This is a genomic window from bacterium (assembly GCA_023228325.1).
Taxonomy (GTDB): domain Bacteria; phylum Auribacterota; class UBA6266; order UBA6266; family UBA6266; genus UBA6266.
In genome coordinates, this window is the sequence record JALOBK010000001.1 from 117,412 (window position 1) to 135,932 (window position 18,521).

Consider the following 18,521-nt stretch of genomic DNA (forward strand, 5'->3'; position numbering starts at 1 on the left):
TAAACTAACTGTTTCATCCATTGGATAGAAGTGAGATTTATGAACTTGCCGGCCCGACTCCGGCCGGCAAGTATTATAATTTTAAAGATTTATTGTTTTACAAGCGGTTTTAAATCAACGCTGCTTTCTTCCGTTTCACCCATATATTCCCTGAGAAGGTCGCCGCGCGGAGTAATCAATTTTGCGGTCACGAATATAATAAGATTCATCTTCTGGTTAGACTGGGTCTCATTCCTGAAAAGCCTTCCCAGAAGAGGGATATCCCCTATAATAGGCACTTTATCATCCGTCCCTGTTTTTTCTTCCCTGATAAGTCCGCCCATAACAACCGTATCCCCGTCATTGACAACCACGCTTGTGCTTACATTCCTGGTCTGAAAAGTCGGCTGTCTTGCGGGAAGGGCTGTTGTTCCGTAGTTAATCCACCCGGTAAGGTCGCTCACTTCGGGTATCATCGCAAGGGTTATTGTTTTCTTGTCATTACCTACAGTAGGTATCACGCTGAGTAAAATCCCGATTTCCCTGGTTTCAAAAGCGCTCGGAATAATAACCGCGGGTGTAATAACCGTTCCCGCATCGTTGGTCGAAGGAGGAGTTATTTCAAACTCGGTAGGATAAATTATCTCATCTACAACCTTTATCTGAGCCTGGCTGTTGTTAACCGTCGTAACTCTCGGTGAAGAGAGAACGTTTACATCGCCTTTCTGATCCAGCGCATGCAGTATTGCCGAGAATTCGGCAACCCCCAGTACGGCTGATATTTTCATTATGTTGCCCGAGGGTTCTCCCGTTGTATCTTCGAGAAATCTTACACCCTTTGTCACGCCTTCCCTGCCCCAATTCGCGCCATACTGCCCGAATTCCGGATTACCGATGGAATCGGCCCACGGCCTCGGGTCCGCTACCAGTTTCTTGTCATGCTGCTTGAATAAAGTCATCTGGTCTGTCAGCATCCATTCAATACCAAGTTCTTTTGCCGTATCTTCGGTCAATTCAACAAACTTAGATTCAATCTCAACCTGATAAGGAACAATATCGAGTTTCTGAAGGACATCTTCGATTATACTCAGGTTTCTCGGGGTATTCCTTACGATAAGGATACCTGTCCTTTTATCAAGGAATATCTTGCTCCCGTCGGGGAAAGGAACACCCGATTCCTCAAGGACATCCTGTATTGTCTTTGTCGATTCAACTCCCGCCGCGCTTCCCATTGTAGTAGTTTCCCCGGCTTCTTCGGCAAAACTCGTAGTAAATGTCGAACCGCTTGTGACGCCGGAAGACAGCTGGTAATACCTTGTTTCCATTTCTTCATCTGAAACGTTCGCCGCGTCGGTAATTATCACCGCGTAATCGTCAATCCTGTAAACCAGCCCTTTTGCCCTTACAATATATTTTATGGCTTCCATAAGAGGGATATCGGTAAGAGAAATTGTTATGGTCTGATCCTCCATTCCCTGGGCGGCCGGGTCAAGAAGTATATTGACGCCGCTCAAACCGGAAAGGTGCTTGACTACGTATTTAAGGTTAGCGTCTTTAAGCTTGATTGAAGGGACAACCTGTTCAAGCTCCTTTTCCATCTTCAGTTTTGCGGCAGATTTTCTTTCCTGTTCGGATTCAGATACTTTTTTATAAGTTTTGTCGTCGCCTATCATTTTCTTTTTAACCATCCAGTGTTCTCCCACCTGGTTAAAATAAACATCCTTCTCATCATCCCATATCTTGTCTGTGGTCTGCCTGACATTGGCAAGAGACATCTTAAGATGTCTCGCGGCATTGGCGTGGTCGGGATTCAATTCAAGCGCTTTTTCAAAGAATGGGATAGATTCCTCATATCTCCGGTCTTTAAAATATAAATATCCTTCGGCGTAAAGCTGGTCTGATTTCTGAATATTATCCAGCACGATTTTTTCGCCCTCTACGGTTACTTCTTCTACTCCGAATTCGCTTTCCGCAGACAGCGCCGCTCTTGACTTTGCCATATATTTTATAGCCTGTTTATTGCTCGGATCTTTATCTATCACATCCTCAAAAATATTGACCGCATCGGCATAATTCCCTTTTTTATATTCATTTACGCCTTTGGACAATTTACCGGAAATTTCCCTTTTCATGGCTTTTTCTATGCCGGAATCAAGCTTTGACAACCTGACTTTCGCGTCTTTATTGCCGGGTTCAATTCCCAGAACCTGCTCGTATTCCGCCTTGGCCTCAATAAGCATCCCGCGGTCCTCATAATCAGCCGCGGCCTGCATATGCCGTTCCACTTCGGCTTTTCTCACCTGATTTTCCAACTCAAGCTCCCTTGCGTGCTCATTGGCAAGCCTTTCCGCTTCCATCAGGGTCCGGCTGTCAACCTGAGCAAAACCCAAACCTGCCGCAGATGCTATAAAGATCATAATAACCGCTAGTACCAGCGAATTTTTTATTGCTGTATTCATGATATTATCTCCCTTTTTCATGATTATTCCTGCTCCGCAGCAAATGCCTCGCCGGTAGGCGTGAGCAGATTTGCAGTTACAAATATAATAAGGTTTCTCTTGCTGTTCGATTCCGTTTCATTTTTAAAAAGCCTGCCAAGGAAAGGAATATCTCCGAGTATCGGCACTTTATCATCCGTTTCCTGCGCCGTCTCTCTCATTAAACCGCCCAAAACTATGGTTTCCCCGTCATTTATAATTACATTGGTGGTAACCAGCCTTGTGGATATTACAGGCTGGGGCAAATCAACATTGTACCCGATGATACCGTAATTAATCCAATCGCTTAATTCGCTCACCTCTGGAATAATCGCAAGGTTTATCGTTTTATTATCGGCGCCGACATTAGGTATTACCTTAAGTATAACTCCTATTTCGCGTGTTTCAAAACCTCCCGGGGCAACACCGGCGGACGTGATTTCCGCGCCTGTATCATCCCATGTGGGAGGAGTAATCTCATACTCGGTAGGATATATGAGTTCAGTTACAACCCTGATCGTGGCTTCCTGGTTATTAAGCGTTACGACTCTCGGCGACGAAAGCACATCGGCGCGGCCGTCCTGGGAAAGGGCATGTATTACGATCTGAAACTCCGGGCTCGTCAAAACACCGGAAAGGCTCAGCACATTACCGAGCGGGTTCCCCGTTGTATCCTGAAGGAACCTTAAGCCGCGCGTTATGCCGTAACCCGATGACGCGCCGCCGGGATATTGTCCGAAACCGGGGCCTGCCGCAATCTTATTAGTGGCGGGTATATTCGCCGGAAAAAGAGAGTTGGCATCCATGGTTACGCCCCTGCCCTGCCCGTCGGTTGTCAGGTGCCAGTCATTGGTAAGCATCCATTCAAGCCCGAGTTCCGATGCGTCAACTTCATTAAGGTCAAGGAATTTAGCTTCAATTTCCACCTGCAGCGCCGTAACATCCAATACCCTTAAAATATCATCTATTATCGCAAGATTAGTCGGGGTATTCCTCGCGATAAGCGTGCTTGTTCTCTCATGCAGGAATATCTTGCTCCCCTCCGGCCACGGCACCCCGCTTTGCTCAAGAACATCTTTAATGGACATCTGTTCGGTTGAAACATTACCGCCCATCACGTTCTTTTCTCCCGCTTCAGAATCCCCTTCAGTATGTATAAATGAAGTGAAAGCGCCCGTTCCGCTCTTAAGATGATAGTATTTTGTCTCCATCTGTTCTTCGGTAAGGTTTTCAGGGGTAGAAATAACCACCGCATAATCATCAACCCTGTATTTCAGGCCTTTGGCTTTAACAATATATTTCAACGCTTCCCTTAAAGGTATATTCCTCAGGGAAATAGTGATGGTATCATCAAAAACTGTTTCGCCTGTTCCTTTTTCAACTGTCTCTGTTTCTGTTACATCTGTTTCTCCTACTTCCTCGGCAAGCAGGGCTTCAAGTTCCGCAAGTTCCTGGGCATCTTTATCTTCAAGCAGCTGTTCCGCGGTCATATCTCCCTCAAGTATCACTTCTTCCGGGGATTTTTGTGTAGGAAAAACGCTTTCATCGAGGATAATGTTCACGCCGCTCATACCCGAAAGAGAAGTGATCAAATCCCTCAGATGAGCATTCGTAAAATCAATCAAAGGAATTATCTGGTCTAATTCTTTTTCTATTTTTTCCCTTTCAGCGCTCATTTCTCTGGGTTTTTCCTCATCAAGGCCCTCGGGTATTTCCTCTTTGCCGTAATCTTTCTTCGGGAACCATGATTTTCTCAGGGTTATCATTTCTTCCTTATTCAGGGTTATCTGGTTGTCATCAACTATGGTCCGGATTTTTTCATTACAGGCATCGATGTATCTCATGGCCGGAACATGGTTGGGATTATAGGCTATGATTTCCGAAAATGTGTCCCTTGCCTCTTCATATCTTGAATTCTCGTAAAGAACCTTCCCTTTTTCATAAATCTGATCTATTTCCTGAACGGTAATGCCCGGATATTTATCGGATGCGGCCTGCTTCTCCATAAGGACTATCTGGTTATCGCATTTCTGCAGGTATTCCTGGGCGCCGGGATATTTCGGGTCCGCATTCAAGATTTCAGTGAATAATTCGGCTGCCCTCTTGTAATTTTTCGCTTTGTAATTCGAAACACCGGCTTTGAACTTGTTCTTTATCAGGTATGTCTGGGCCTTGGCCAGTTCTTTCTCTACCCTATCCATATATTTCTGCGCATCCCTGTTTTGAGGATCAAGCTGAAGAGCTTTTGAGAACTCGATCTTTGCGCCGTCAAAATCTTTATTTTTATAAAGATCTATCCCATTGCTGACCGCGTGCTCAGCGGCAATGTTTCTTTCCTGCCGCCTCAACGCCGATTCAGTCTCAGTATCCAGCGATAAAGCAAAAGGCTGCGCCGACAATACGAAAGCAATCGCCATCCCTAAACTTATAATTTTAATTTTTGACCTTTTGGAAATACTCATATCAGTCTCCTTATTTTTTCAACTTTAAAATATACTGCTCGCCTTTTTTATTTAATATTACTTCATCCGGCCTGATTTCGACAATCTCAAAATTCAATTTTTTATCGCTTAGATTCATCCCGGCATTCCACATTATTTCTTTCTTTGTGATTTTATCGTAAACACGGGCAAAATATTCCTTGCCCTGTGTGACTTTTCCTTTCCGCAGCAGTATGGGGTCATCCCCTTTCATTTGTATAACGACTTCGGATTCATCAATTTCTTCGCCGGCGGGACGTCCGGGCCTGGGAGGCAGTATCCTGATTTTTATATCACACGACACAACCCAATAACCCTGTATTCTCCCTCTTGAAATAATATCATATTCATCTTTGAAAAGGCCCTGCGTTTCCCTGTAAAATAATATTGCGTCAGCCAGCCGCTCATCTCCGAAGAATTTAACGATATCCTTTTTGCCCGCGCTGTTCAGGTCCAGTTCAGCCGACAGAATATCTTTGACTTCCTGCAGCCTTGAAACCGGGACTTTGGCAATTTTCAGGAATTCCTTCAAATCCGTGAAGAAGCCGTTGTTTTCCCTGTATTCAACAATTTCCCCGGCGTTATCTTCGCTGACTTTTAAAAATGAGGTAAACTCATCCCGGGATAAGCTATTGACATTAGCTTCTACCGTTACTTTATCCATGAGTATTTCCGTTTCCGCTTTTGATATCTGTATAATATCCGCGACATCGGATACATTTTTGATAATTCCTTTATCGCGATAATCTATTATTGCCTGGACTATAGTGTAATCTATCTCGGGAATAATCAGGAATTTGTTTATTTTGCTCGCGTTAAGGCTCGGTTTCCCGACACTCAACCTGTCTTTTATCTCATTGAATTTATCTTCGGTAAAATGGAACCCTTCAAACGCGTCGGGTTGATTTTCGCTTATCCTCCAGACCCTGGGGAAAAGGCTCACATCACGCCAGTTAATCTGAAGGTCCAGATACTCCGGGCTCCACTGTGTATATCCCATAAACAACAGAGAAACGTTTTCGCGTGAAATATTACGCAGAGTATATCTCTGCAGCAGGTATTCCAATCCTTCGGGATTGCTTCTGGGGTTTGTCGGGTCGGTGCCCGCCTGATATTCCTGAAGATTTGTATAAGTATCTTTATCCATATCTTCAATGGCGTCGGAAGCTTTCCTCGGGTTCAATCCGTATTTCTTCTCCCACTGGTCAGGCATCCCGTCCTTATCCGTATCTACTATTTCAGGAGCCGTGATCCGGGTATCAACCTTCCTGTAACTTTCCTTGCTGAAAAGATCGCTGGCAATCCTGTCATCAATATCAGAATATCTGGTCTTCAATGTTTCGATATCGGACACAAGTCGGTCATAACCGCCAAAACCGATTTCACCACCCGCCGCCTGGTCCGTCTTCAGAGGCTGAAGCGGCCTGGTCTTAATATTTTCCCTGAAGAGTTTCAATACACAATTAATCAAAATAAAAAACCACATTATCACAAGGAAGAAAAAGACCACTTTTTCAATATTTTTCACCAGGTTATCAATAAATTTGAACCTGAATAAACTCCCCAGATTAAAATTTGATATGTCAGGTAGTTTCATTCTGTTCTTTAATCCTGTTAAAGTTAATCGCTTTTAAATATATGGTCACATTATTGGTTTTATCCGCTGTTACGGACATATCGTCAATTATCAGGAAAAATTTCTGGGATTCAAGGCCTGCCATAAATTTAATCAATGAATCCGTAGCGCATTCCATTTCAATCTCAAAATTAAGCTCTCCGCACAGGTCTTCTATCAACCTGCACTGTGTCATTTTGGTTTCTTTTCTTATGATTTTGGAAACTTTGTTAACCTTTGTTCCGATAAAGAGGTTCACCACCTCTTCTATTATATCCATTTGCTGCATTAAAAGAGGTATGTCCTCCTTTTGGGGGAGTGTGACGCCTTCATACTCTTCAAACCCGAGATTCTTCGGCAGCTCTACGCCCTTGGCCGTTGCCCTGTTAACCAATCTGGTTTCGTAAGACAACAGCGCGTCTTTAAACCTTATAGGTTCAAGGAATTCCACTTTTGCCGTATCGGCTCCATTGGAAAGAAGGGTTACCGCCCTGTCTCTTATTTCCTTAAGCCGTTTTTCCTGCTTCTTCAATAACGATACGGTGGCAACGGAAATATTGTCCGGGCTCCTTAAAAGCACTTTATATTCGGTAATCTTCTTTTGCAGCTCATCTTCCTTCGCAGACCTGTCGGAAATAGCTCCTTTTAAAATAAAGAGGAACACTATCATAACAACACACAATACGCCGAGCGTTATATAAAGCGTGACATCTTTTTTAATCTCTATCATTTATCCGCCTGTTCGCCGTTTTTTGAAAATTTTAACTCAAAGACGAATTTTCTTATATCTGTGCTGTGTTTTTCGGCTTCCACGATCCTCGTCCCCGCATCATCCATGAAGAAACCCGATTCTTTCAATTTGTTAAAATATTTATTAACATCATCAAAAACGCCTGTCGTATTGCCGGTTAAGACAAGAACATCTCCTCTTTCCCTCCCCGTTTCTTTTCCTTCTGAATCTTCGGCGCCGGCGCTCTGGGTTCTCCTGCTTCTTCTTGCCCTCGAAGTATTTTTCTCTTCTTCGCCCGCAACGCCGGTTTTGACAGACATTTTTGATATCCAGATGTTTTCAGGTGTTATTTTCTCAAGTTCAAGTATAAGATCTATCCAGAAAACACGTTCATCAAACAGCGACTTGTAAACCTGTAACTGGTTCTCATATTTGCCGATTCTGTCTTTCTGGTCATTTATCTGCTTGCGAAAACCCTGCATTTCTTCAATAAGAAGCACGTATTGGTTTGTCCTTGCGCTTATCATCCAGCTTACACCCTTCGAATAAAAAGTTAAGGTAAGCATGATTATATAAATGACCACGGCGGATAAAATGATATAACCTTTTCTTCTGGCGATTTCCCTCTGCCTGGCGATTTTTCTGGGCACAAGGTTAACCTGTATGGCGCACCTGTGGACTTTCCTTAAAGCAAGCCCTACCGCTTCGGAAAACATATGTTTTGAAGAAGCTAATTCCTCAAGGCCGAGAAAAGGATCTATTTCAAGCTGGCTGAAAGGTTCTACCATTTCGGTTGCAACATTAAGTTTTTTGCCGAAATAATCCTTAAGGTTCCTTAATTGGCTGGTTCCGCCCGCAAACACAAGTTTCTTTATTTCCGAACCGCCCGACTGGGTCCTGTAAAAACCTATCGAACGTGAAATTTCCGCGTACAATCTTTTAACAACTCTATCGATGCACACACCGACCTTTTTTTCCCTTTCCGTAAGATTTTCCTCATTCCCCATTAAAACAAACCCTTCGGTTCTTTTTAATTTCTCCGCTTCGGCATACGGAAGGGCAAACTCCTTCTGCAGCTCTTTGGTAATCATATTGCCCGCGATGGGAATGCTTCTTGTCCACTCATTATCGCCTTCGATAATAACAAAATTGGTTGTTTTGGCCCCTATCTCGAGAACACCGGTGCAGTCGCCGGAAATCGTCTGTTTCTGATTGAATATTATGCTGTTGCATAACGCCAGCGGCGCCACATCAACTATATCGGTATCAAGTTTTGCCACGGAAACGGATTCGATTAATTTGGATATTATTTCGGCTTTTATGGCTACAAGCACCACGTTTAATTCGGGGCTGTTTTTATCGCCTATTATCTGGTAATCCCATACTACTTCGTCTATAGGGAAAGGCACCTGCTGCTGGGCTTCGTAACTGATTATCTGGTTTATTTTATTTTCTTCTACGGCGGGCAGTTTTACATATCTTGTAAAAACCGACTGGCCCGGAACCGCGATAACCACCTGGGACGGTTTGATATTATTTTCAGCCAGCATATTCTGGATGGAAATTATTATCTGGTTGGTCTGGTCTATTGATTTGTCTTCGGGATCGAAATCGAATTCATGGATGGCGCAATTGACAAGCTTTACTCCTGTGGGTGTTTTTCTGAGTTCTACCAGTTTTATCGAGCTTGTGCCGATATCAAGCCCCAGAACAGGCTTATAAGGATTTAAAAAATCTAAATTAAAATTCATTGTTCCCGCACCAGTTCATATTCATTGAAATTGTCAAGCGCAAACGGACTCTCTTTTTTCGTTTTTAACAACCCTTTAAGCAGTTTTTTTTCTTTCCACCACTGTTTACCGCCCGCAAACCTGAAATTCTGGCTATCCTGCAGTTTATTCCGGTAATATATGTCAACTGTAATCTTCTGCACATCCCCGTACCTTGCCAGAACCTGCGGCGGAACATATATTACAGCTTTATGAGAAATACCTTTTTCCACATTCGCATAATTTTCTTCACCGTAAAGAATCTCAGACTTTGAACCGGCGCCAAGCGCGACATAATATACCAGCTTTACATCATCAGCCCACAGGGGAAGGCTTCTGTAATTTACGTATATTGCCGCCCAGAAATGCTTTTTGCCCAAAGATGTAACCGAATTAAGCCCGCCTGAACGCTGTCCTATTTCTTCGAGCTGCAGGTTAGTGTCAACCCATATTTTACGGATTTCAAAATCCTTCTGAGCCGAAACAGAGAAAGAACATATAATAACCGCCGGAAAAACAAAAAACGCTTTTAATCTTTTTAGCATTGAAAAATTTAACTTTTAACAAAGTCAATATCGATATGCGGTAACAAACGTTACCTATCCACCGGATGTGAAAACCGGTAACCCCGGCCCATTTTTGTTTTAACTATATCTAACTACAATTTAATTTGGGAAAGTATAACACCTTATTCTCTGACCTGTCAAGCCATAAATAGACGCTAACTATTTGAAACCCGGCAGTTTTTAATTTACATATTCCGGTAAAATAGTTTAATATTTAGCTTGATTTGAGGTAAGATACCTCATTTTATTGATCTTAAGATTAAAAAATAAAAGAATTTAAACCACAGATAACACAGATTTACACAGATAGGGAAAAGCATTAAATAATTAAAGAATAGAAACAGCAAAAAAGATAACTGTAAATGAATATAAGTTATTAAAGTTTTTTCTGTATTAAAATGGTATTTATCCCCGCCAAAGGCGGGCAAGTCTGATTATCCCTGCCTGCCGGCAGGCAGGTGTGTTATCTGTGGTCAAATTAAGTTTTTTAAAGTTTTATCCCCGCCAAAGGTGGGTAAATGTGGTTTAAGAATATTTTAGGCTGAAAGCAATGAAAATTATAAATGTTATAGTAGAAATACTGGTTCTGACCGGCGTAATCTACTTTTCTTTCCGCTGGTTCGAATGGAAACACATATTCTACCCTGATAAAAAGATATCGGATATCCCAAGTGATTTCGGCTTAAAATATGAGGATATCACCTTCTATTCCATTGACGACAAAAAGCTGAACGGCTGGTTTATCTCCGCCAACAAGCCCCTCGCCACAATAATCTACTGCCATGGGAACGCGGGTAATATTTCAGACAGGATAGACATAGCGAAACTGCTCCATTCCATGGGCTTTAACGTGTTTTTGTTCGATTACAGGGGGTATGGCAAAAGCAGGGGTATACCCGGAGAAAAAGGCCTTTATCTTGACGCCGAAGCCGCATATGACTACCTGTCCATGAGGAATGATGTTGATAAAGGCAGAATTGTCTTGTACGGCGAGTCCCTGGGCGGAGGCGCGGCCTGCAATCTTGCGCTGAAAAGAAAAGTATCCGCTGTAATAACTTTCGGCGCGTTCGCGTCCATCGCGGACATGGCCGATGTCGCTTTCCCTAAAATACCGCTGAAATATTTCATAACGATGAAATTCGACAACATATCAAAAGTAAAAGATATCAAATGCCCCAAACTTATAATTCACAGCGCCGATGACACAACGGTTCCCTTTGACCAGGCAAAAAAATTATTCGAAGCGGCGTCACAGCCGAAAGAATTTTTCGAAACTTCGGGCGGGCACACTAACGATGCAATCCTGGACAATCCCCTGGCCGCAAAAAAAATCAAACAATTCATATCACAATAAAAAAGTCCGAAAAAACAAATAAAAATATTAGCGACCACAGATTTGCTCAGATACACACAGATAGAAAAATAAAAAACATATAAATTATCAAGGCTTTTTTAATAGAATCTAAAAATAGTATTTATCTGTGATTATCTGTGTTATCTGTGGTTATAAGAGGTTCTTAGTTTTTCTATTGATTAGCGTACCACATATTTCCGGCAAGTGTCTGTCGTAATGTAAACGACTGGACATGGCCGTCAAGCAGCAGATAATTTGCCCTGTTTGCCCTGTGCCGTTCCGTATCGGCATTATCCCAGTTCGGAGCGATAGAAGCCGGTATGCATGCTCCCCATTCGGAAGCATCGGGCGCCGTCCTTTTTACAGGCCCGAGTAAAATGGTGGTTTCCCATCTTCTGTGGTATGAAGCTTTATGAAAACCGAGAGAAGTGCTAACGGGAGCCAAACCTTTATTACGCGCCCAGTTGCCGCTCATACCGTAAGTCGTCATCAAGGGAGCGCCGGGATCCTGGGTATATTCATAATGGTCGGTGATATACTTAGGGCACATTACGAGCTCTGATTTTTTTGTAGTCCATTCAGCCTGTATATAAGGATACATTTTCTGGTCCCAGCCGATACCACCGGCATTCTCGGGAGGAAGATACATCCTGTTTTCCTGCATATACATCTGAAAAGCAAGCCCGAGCTGTCTTAAATTATTTATGCATGTCGCCTGATGAGCCCGTTCTTTTGCCGCCCATATTCCGGGCAAAACAAGGCCGGCTATAATGGTTATTATAGCCATTACAACCAGCATCTCCATCAATGTATAAGCTTTACGTCCCACGTTTTTCGTCCTTCGTTTTTCTTATCTCTACTATTGCCACTCAAAATAGTTCCCCGCCTCCGCCGGAAGCAGCGATTCCACATGTCCGTCAATAAAAATATAATTCGCCCGGGGATCATGTCTCGTCCACGCGACATGGCCCCAGTTAACATTATAAACCGATTCCCAGTTATCGGCAATCTCAGTCCCTTCGTTCGCTTCCGCGGCAAGTATCGCTTCCGCGTAAGGAACCCTGCACCACTGCTTTTTTACATGTATGTCATTCGATGCCGCATCCCATGTCCCGTCACCGCCGGTTTTCCTCATAGAAGCGTTCATCCCGTAACTCCTCTTGATTGTGGCGCCCTGCCTTTTAGCCATTTTCAGGTGCCACGGGCAGATGAAAAGTTCACCGGGAGCCGCATCAACCGCGATATTCTTGTTGCTCACGTTGACATACCCTTTCCGAACGAGAAACACATCCCATCTGTAGTTGCTGCCCCCATCCGCGTTATACCTTATTTTGGGGTAAAAATAATTGCTGTCCAGGGTATAGAGCTCAAGAGCGCTGTGTATCTGTTTAAGGTTTCCTATACAGGCAACACTGCTGGCTCTTTTCTGGATAACAACGGTTGTGGGTATGATTACGGATATTAAAATAAACACGATAACAACCACGACAAGCATTTCTATTAATGTATAACCTTTCATTTTCCGTCCTTCGTCTTCACGTCCTACGTTTTTCGTCCTACGTTTTTCGCGTGAGCGACGTTGTCGCCCCGTGAGAGGGGCGTTGCCCTCAACGGGGGCTCACGTCCAACGCGACTCACGTCGTCCTTCGTTTCAAAGGCGTCCTACGTCGTCCCGCGTTACCCCGCGCGGAAGCATCACAGCCCATCATAGTCCGGCCATCCTCTTTTGTTGGGCCAGAAAACAACCGTCCCGTCAACAAACAGATAATTCCTGCCGTTACCGTGATATTCCTCCGTGCCGGTCAGAGGGTCATCATACATCAGAACTCTCTTTGAATCTATTTCATGTTCGGGACAGAACGGCATTCCCGCGACACCGTCGTCGCCTCCGGTGGAAGGATAATATTTTGCCATAACAACCTTTTCATTAGCGTCCATTTGCGCGGGGGATGCGGAAAAAGCGGGGTTTACCCTCGAAAAATAACTGTCATAATTATTCTGCGCGTCGGTAACATCAAACGCCGAAGGAATACCCGTGTAGACGTCCCTGAGCCCGTCTGAAGGACAAATGTATAGTTCAGGGGCTGTTATATACCCCAGCGGATAAAAGAGGCGGTGCCCCCTGTTCATAGCGGTTCCGGCAAGAGGGAAAATCCCGTAATCCGAATAATATATCCTGAATACTATGCCGAACTGCCTTAAATTATTCGCGCAGGAAGCCCTGTTGACCTTCTCCAGTACAAGCCTGTAACTGGGAACTATTATCGAACCGAGTATCGCTATAACGGCTATAACAACCAGCACCTCAATTAAAGTATACCCTTTTTTCTTCATATTTATTCAACCCATTCCAGGTATTTTATAGTAAACGGGAAAGTTCCCCTGTCGACAACGGCTCTCAGCCTTGCCCTGCCGATAATCCTGTCACCGTTAGAGGGGTTATAAACACCGTCTTTATCCACGTCTCTTATGACTTCTCCTACCGCAAAGACCTCGAATACATCGGAGTTTACCGTAACCAGCGGTAATATATCGCAGAATTTCGAGAAAGTAAGCCCCGAGCTTGTGGCAAGATCATTGAGATCGGAATAAGGCCTGTTGCTTATGATTGATGAAGCGTCTCCGGATGTAATGCCCGGCAGGCACTGCAAGACAGCTGACGTTGCGGTATTTACATTTATCTTTCCGTACATGCGGCCCGCTCGAGGAATACTGTCCTGGCTTCTCCATGAAGGAATGTCGGGTATATTTATTCCCGCGGGAATCAGGACAATATAGTCAAAATACGCGTAACCGGCAGGAGTATCCTCCTGCGCGCTGATAGTCAAAGTGCCGTCCTGAACTTTCACAGGGGTAAGGTCAACCGCGGAACCTACTGAACCCGAATACACGCCGCGGTTATCGGGCTGCAAATCAAGGTTAAATGCCGTGGTATCCCAGGTCAGTGTTACATCATTGTTATAACTGTCTTTTGCGGACGCATCATCGCCGCCGCCCATATTGGGATATGACGGGTCGCTGTCAACCCCGTCGGGGCCTATCCACCAATCCTTGTATTTGCCGTAGAAAATCAGATAATAAAATCCATCTTCAAGCCGCACACCGTTTACCCCGTTCTTAAATATCCATGTCCCCGCAGCCGCTCCGTTGGCGCAGACATATATCGGCGTTCCCGACGGGCTGACCTGCTCAAGCGTATCATACCACCAGCTTGCGCCAAGATAACTCGGAACATTTGTATAAGTTTTCCCGTAAACTGCCGCGGAAGCATCGGCAAGAAGCGTCCATCCCCCAAGCGTCACGGATTCCGCCTGTTCGGCCTGGATTATTATTTCGTTGCCGATAGTCACATATTGCGCAAGCTTTAATATATCGGCATTGCTCAGTTTATTCGCGCCGCTGGCCCTGTACACCTGCGCCAGTTCCTTAATGTTGCCTACAGGCCCGTCATTTATATAATAACCCTTTGCGGAATTAGAAAGCGCCAGTTCGAAGAAATTTCTTTTTCCCGGAGTCCCCGTGACACCGGAAGAAGCATAATTAGTGATAGCCCAGTTTGAGCTGAACGGGGTCGAATCCGGAAGCATGGGATTTACCAACTCCCAAGCCTCATTGCTGATACCGCCCGTTGCCGTCGGGGTATTATTAGTAAGTCCGCTCCAGGGAAGCGTAAAAGTAGCAGAAGCAGAATACATATCACACATAATACCGTAATCATACAAATTAACCCTGTCCAGTTTTCTCCATGTATCGGAATATTCTTCTATATTTACTATTCCTCTTGTGCGTACGCAGGCATAACAACCCTGGTTCCATCCATTCGCCGTTATACTTCCGCCGCTTGTCACACCGGGATTCTCTCCCATATTCTGTGCTACTCCGGGGTTGCTCCCTGCGCCCGATCTCTGACACAAATCCCATTCATAGACCCTGAAAGTTTCTCCTGTATTATTTGCGGGCGGGGCAGGGTCGTCGGATGTTCCCGGAATTCTGTCGGCTCCCCATCTCGTTTCTGTCCCTCCCGATAAATCCATAAACCACCAGGCTCCGTCAGTCGCTTTCCCCATTCTAAAACTGCCGAACCACGTTCTTGTATTTAGAAAGTCAGAGGCAGTCACACTCCCGTCAAGGTTTCTATCCTGGTCGCCCCATGCATCTTCAAAGTTCATATAATCATCCCAGTCATCCGCAGGGGTTTCATTGAACCTCGATTTTGTCGTCGCGTCCATATCCTGGCAGATTACAATCCGCTCGCCGGGATAGATTTTTCTTATAGCGGCTGAAAGGTTCTGCAATGCAAGCCCTGCAAGTGAAAAATAAGACGCCGGGGAACCCGTAGTTTCAGTCTGATCGGTGCTGTGCACCTGAAGATAATCATAATCTTTCACCAAATCAATAGTCTGATTTGAAAAATTGGTCAACTCTATATAATCACTCTGTCCGTTCTGCGAAAACCGTATCCACTGTATTGCCGCTGTATCATAAGCGGGCGCCGCTCCCCAGTCTTTGCTTACTCTAATCTGATTCGGGCCTTTGGGAAGCCAAACCATGACACCCGGGCACTCAACCCTCCAACCTGCATTATGAACCCCGACACCCCATATCGAATAATCGGAAGGATATGCTCCTGATAACGTCCTGTTAATATCTACCCTGAATTGTCTGTTAGCGGCATCGTCATAACACATAATCCAGATATAATAATTGCCGGCTCTCTTAAGATTAAATGATACATAATTTGACCATGTAGTCCCGCCTGCCGCGGCAGCGCGCGTCATACAATTTCTTCCGCCCAATGTGCCGGAAACCCAACTGCCGCCCGATACAACGCTGGAGGCTGCAAAAGCTTGATCCGAATTGGCAAATATTTCTGTAATACGCAGACCTTCAACCCCGGCCATCGTGGTACCGCCGAGAGTTTTTCTTGTCGGGAAAATATCTTTATCGATGTAGTCCTCTATATTTAACGCTATCTGGTTTGTAGCGGCGTCGCTCCCCCCGATTTTACTCGCCGGGTTATCGGTATTCCATTTTTCCATCATTCCGAGCAGTGTCGGCCCGCCGGGCGAATCCCCGGAATCATTTACCCTTCCCCTGAATGAAACCCTGGCAACTGTTGACTGAGTGGGTTCGGTAAGAGCCGTATATTCACGCCACAGAGGATAGTTAAGGTTAGCCTTCGGCCTCCAGTAATTATCCCTGTATGTGGAATCAGTGCCGTCAAGCCCGTCCCCGTCCGACGCGAACGCTATATTCCTGTCATATGAAAAGACCGTATAGTCATATCTCATATTATCCAGGTCCGTCGAAGATATGCCTGAAATCTCTTCGACATTATCAAGAAACGCAAAATCAATATCATCGCCTTCAGGGTACCACAGGAACTGTTCATCAGGCTCGTCAACTCCTTCGTTCGCCTCATCCACATTGGGCTCTCTATACACTGTTCCGGCTACATGGACAACACTGGGTTTTCCGTCCTGCCAGCCCCATTCATTGGCGTTATTGGAATCACTGGGATATCCTGTCCCGACATCATCTGTAGAAGGGTCCCAGTCCCCGTCATTATCAATACCGTCATTTTCCAAAATCTCATTGTCCCCGTCATCATCAACGCCGTTCGAACCCGGAGAACTGTCTGAGCCATACCTGTAACCCATGATATTCTGGGCCTGCGCCGATGATAATGCCGAGTGGTCATCCATCGCGACTGCGGCGGGAGAAAATCCCTGGGCAAAATTTCCCAGCGTCGAATCACCGGCCGTGTTCACATTTATCATACCGCCTGTGTCCCTTACCAGGACCGCATACCTGCCTACAATACCGCCCTGGGTCCCGTGGGTCGACCACATCTCTATCCATCTGGAATCAGCAGTCCCGTCGCCGTCAAGATCGACATCATTAGTGGTCGGGCCGCCTCTCGTGGCGTTATCGGCAAACATCACGGCCCAGTCTTCATTCAAATCATCCGCTATGCCGTTGGAGGGAGTTGCGTAATATGTCGTGAGGTCGTTTTTAAGGTCGCTGTACAGGGCCGCCGCCGCGTATTCCATAGCCGAACGGGCAAAAAACTTTGCTTCCATATGATGAAGGTTGTTTACCGCCATCTTTTCTTCCAGCCTCATCGTCACGGAAAATGTAACTGCAATCATAGACAGCACCGCCAGCACCATAAGCGTTATTACCAGCGCCGCGCCTGACTGGTGATGTTTCCTGTTTTTTATTATGGTTTTCATCTGTCCCACTTCCTTAACGGTAAATCTATTTCCGTTGAAAATATTTTTCTTGCCGACCGTCGGGCTGTGGCATCGCCTGCAAACTTTTTCGCGTCCGCGTCATTTAACATATATAAATCAACCCGCATTCTGGCGGGTAATTTTCCGCCGTATGAAGGAGGCCATTGGACTTCCGCGGCTACTGTCCCGCCGGAACCGTCCCACGTCTCGGTGCCTTCCGTCCAGTACAATACCGACATATTGACGGCATTATAAGCAATGACATCAACATTAGGATAACCGCTCGACCAGTTAGGCGCGCTGTCGCCCGCTGTCCCCGCCCATAACCTTTCAAGCGTTCCGTTGTTTATTCTGTATCCCACTTTATGGGCTCCGTCGCTTCTCATAGTCCAGAATATTACCTCATCAAGGGGGTCCTGCGCCGTTCCGCCGGAAATCCCGGAGAAATTCCTCAGGGATGAACTTGTATGCGCTCCCTGATATATAGCATTTGAAATATCTTCCGTCATAAGATCTATGGCAATCCTGGCATTTTGATAGACCTGCATTCTTTTCGCCGTTTCCTGCCAGACTTTATCTATCTGCCCGAAAATCACACCGATAGAGAATAATATTATCGCAAGCACTCCCATAGCCGTCAGAAGCTCTACAATCGTGAATCCTTTATTATTTCTCTTTCTCATAAAATTCACCTTCTTATAACGGATTTGTCAATGACACATAGTATGAAAAGACATAAAACGCCGGCACCCTGTCATCAAGCTCCGTCCATGTACCGGGCTTGTTATCGCCCTGGAACACAAATAAATCTATCCTGTATACTGCGTCTACAGGTGAATCAGCGTAGTCGGCCCCATTATATCCTGTCGGATCCTGCCTGTAATACAGGCTGTAATGCAGGATTGACCGGTAAGCCGCCCAGTAAAACTTTGGATGGTTCTTAAAAGGATAATACGGCATGTCCGAACTCCCGTCGCCGGTAATATCCGCTCCCGCCGTCCAGCCCGTAATATCCCATCTTATCCTCTCATACTGTGAGCCGTTCCAGCATATATAAGGCCCTAGGCCGTGGCCGGTCGCGCTTGTATCTCCATCGGCAAAAATAGAGCGCGGCCTGTCATAAAGTATCTCCGTCATCTTCAACTGCGCGAGCATGGCGGCAGTCGTCAGGTCATCAGCTCTTTTGTTCGCCTCTATGCCGACCGGGAAGAGAGACAGTATGCTGACAACGGCTATAACCAGAATAGCCAGAGCCGCTACCGTCTCGATTATTGTAAACCCTTCAATTAATCTTATTTTTTTCTTATTCATAATC

Annotated in this window: 13 protein-coding genes; 1 reads left to right on the forward strand and 12 read right to left on the reverse strand. The window is 45.2% G+C overall.

The window, feature by feature from the left end; translation table 11 throughout:
• Nucleotides 1-89 precede the first annotated feature (89 nt).
• The 6 genes from M0R36_00595 to M0R36_00620 all read right to left on the reverse strand — a co-directional run bounded on the left by M0R36_00595 (nt 90) and on the right by M0R36_00620 (nt 9,595).
• Nucleotides 90-2,438, reverse strand: coding sequence for a tetratricopeptide repeat protein (locus M0R36_00595; protein ID MCK9554307.1), 2,349 nt, complete (start codon nt 2,436-2,438; stop codon nt 90-92).
• Between the two features lie 23 nt (nt 2,439-2,461).
• Nucleotides 2,462-4,918, reverse strand: coding sequence for a hypothetical protein (locus M0R36_00600; protein ID MCK9554308.1), 2,457 nt, complete (start codon nt 4,916-4,918; stop codon nt 2,462-2,464).
• A 10-nt stretch (nt 4,919-4,928) separates the two neighbouring features.
• Nucleotides 4,929-5,600, reverse strand: coding sequence for a helix-hairpin-helix domain-containing protein (locus tag M0R36_00605; protein ID MCK9554309.1), 672 nt, complete (start codon nt 5,598-5,600; stop codon nt 4,929-4,931).
• A gap of 919 nt (nt 5,601-6,519) precedes the next feature.
• Nucleotides 6,520-7,281 carry a type II secretion system protein M gene (locus M0R36_00610; GenBank protein MCK9554310.1) on the reverse strand — a complete coding sequence of 254 codons (762 nt, stop codon included), beginning with the start codon at nt 7,279-7,281 and terminating at the stop codon, nt 6,520-6,522.
• Nucleotides 7,278-9,032, reverse strand: coding sequence for a type IV pilus assembly protein PilM (gene pilM, locus M0R36_00615; GenBank protein MCK9554311.1), 1,755 nt, complete (start codon nt 9,030-9,032; stop codon nt 7,278-7,280). Before pilM ends, M0R36_00610 begins: the two co-directional genes overlap by 4 nt.
• Nucleotides 9,029-9,595 (reverse strand): hypothetical protein, encoded by a 567-nt coding sequence (locus tag M0R36_00620; protein MCK9554312.1) that lies wholly within the window; start codon nt 9,593-9,595, stop codon nt 9,029-9,031. Before M0R36_00620 ends, pilM begins: the two co-directional genes overlap by 4 nt.
• A 571-nt stretch (nt 9,596-10,166) precedes the next feature.
• On the opposite strand from M0R36_00620, the gene M0R36_00625 reads away from it, so the two are divergent.
• A complete protein-coding gene (locus M0R36_00625; protein ID MCK9554313.1) occupies nt 10,167-10,970 on the forward strand; it encodes an alpha/beta hydrolase in 804 nt (267 codons plus the stop codon).
• Nucleotides 10,971-11,142: 172 nt separating this feature from the next.
• Here the strand turns inward: M0R36_00625 and M0R36_00630 are convergent, their stop codons facing one another.
• The 6 genes from M0R36_00630 to M0R36_00655 form a co-directional block, all read right to left on the reverse strand.
• Nucleotides 11,143-11,799 carry a type II secretion system GspH family protein gene (locus M0R36_00630; GenBank protein MCK9554314.1) on the reverse strand — a complete coding sequence of 219 codons (657 nt, stop codon included), beginning with the start codon at nt 11,797-11,799 and terminating at the stop codon, nt 11,143-11,145.
• Between the two features lie 30 nt (nt 11,800-11,829).
• A complete protein-coding gene (locus M0R36_00635) occupies nt 11,830-12,489 on the reverse strand; it encodes a prepilin-type N-terminal cleavage/methylation domain-containing protein (GenBank protein MCK9554315.1) in 660 nt (219 codons plus the stop codon).
• A gap of 176 nt (nt 12,490-12,665) precedes the next feature.
• The gene (locus tag M0R36_00640; GenBank protein ID MCK9554316.1) at nt 12,666-13,304 is read right to left on the reverse strand and encodes a type II secretion system GspH family protein; all 639 of its coding nucleotides are present in this window, start codon (nt 13,302-13,304) and stop codon (nt 12,666-12,668) included.
• A 2-nt stretch (nt 13,305-13,306) separates the two neighbouring features.
• On the reverse strand, nt 13,307-17,206 hold the full coding sequence (locus tag M0R36_00645; protein ID MCK9554317.1) for a helix-hairpin-helix domain-containing protein: 3,900 nt from the start codon (nt 17,204-17,206) through the stop codon (nt 13,307-13,309).
• On the reverse strand, nt 17,203-17,889 hold the full coding sequence (locus tag M0R36_00650) for a prepilin-type N-terminal cleavage/methylation domain-containing protein (GenBank protein ID MCK9554318.1): 687 nt from the start codon (nt 17,887-17,889) through the stop codon (nt 17,203-17,205). The genes M0R36_00645 and M0R36_00650 overlap by 4 nt, the downstream gene beginning before the upstream one ends.
• A 13-nt stretch (nt 17,890-17,902) precedes the next feature.
• Nucleotides 17,903-18,517 carry a type II secretion system GspH family protein gene (locus M0R36_00655; protein ID MCK9554319.1) on the reverse strand — a complete coding sequence of 205 codons (615 nt, stop codon included), beginning with the start codon at nt 18,515-18,517 and terminating at the stop codon, nt 17,903-17,905.
• Nucleotides 18,518-18,521: the final 4 nt, after the last annotated feature.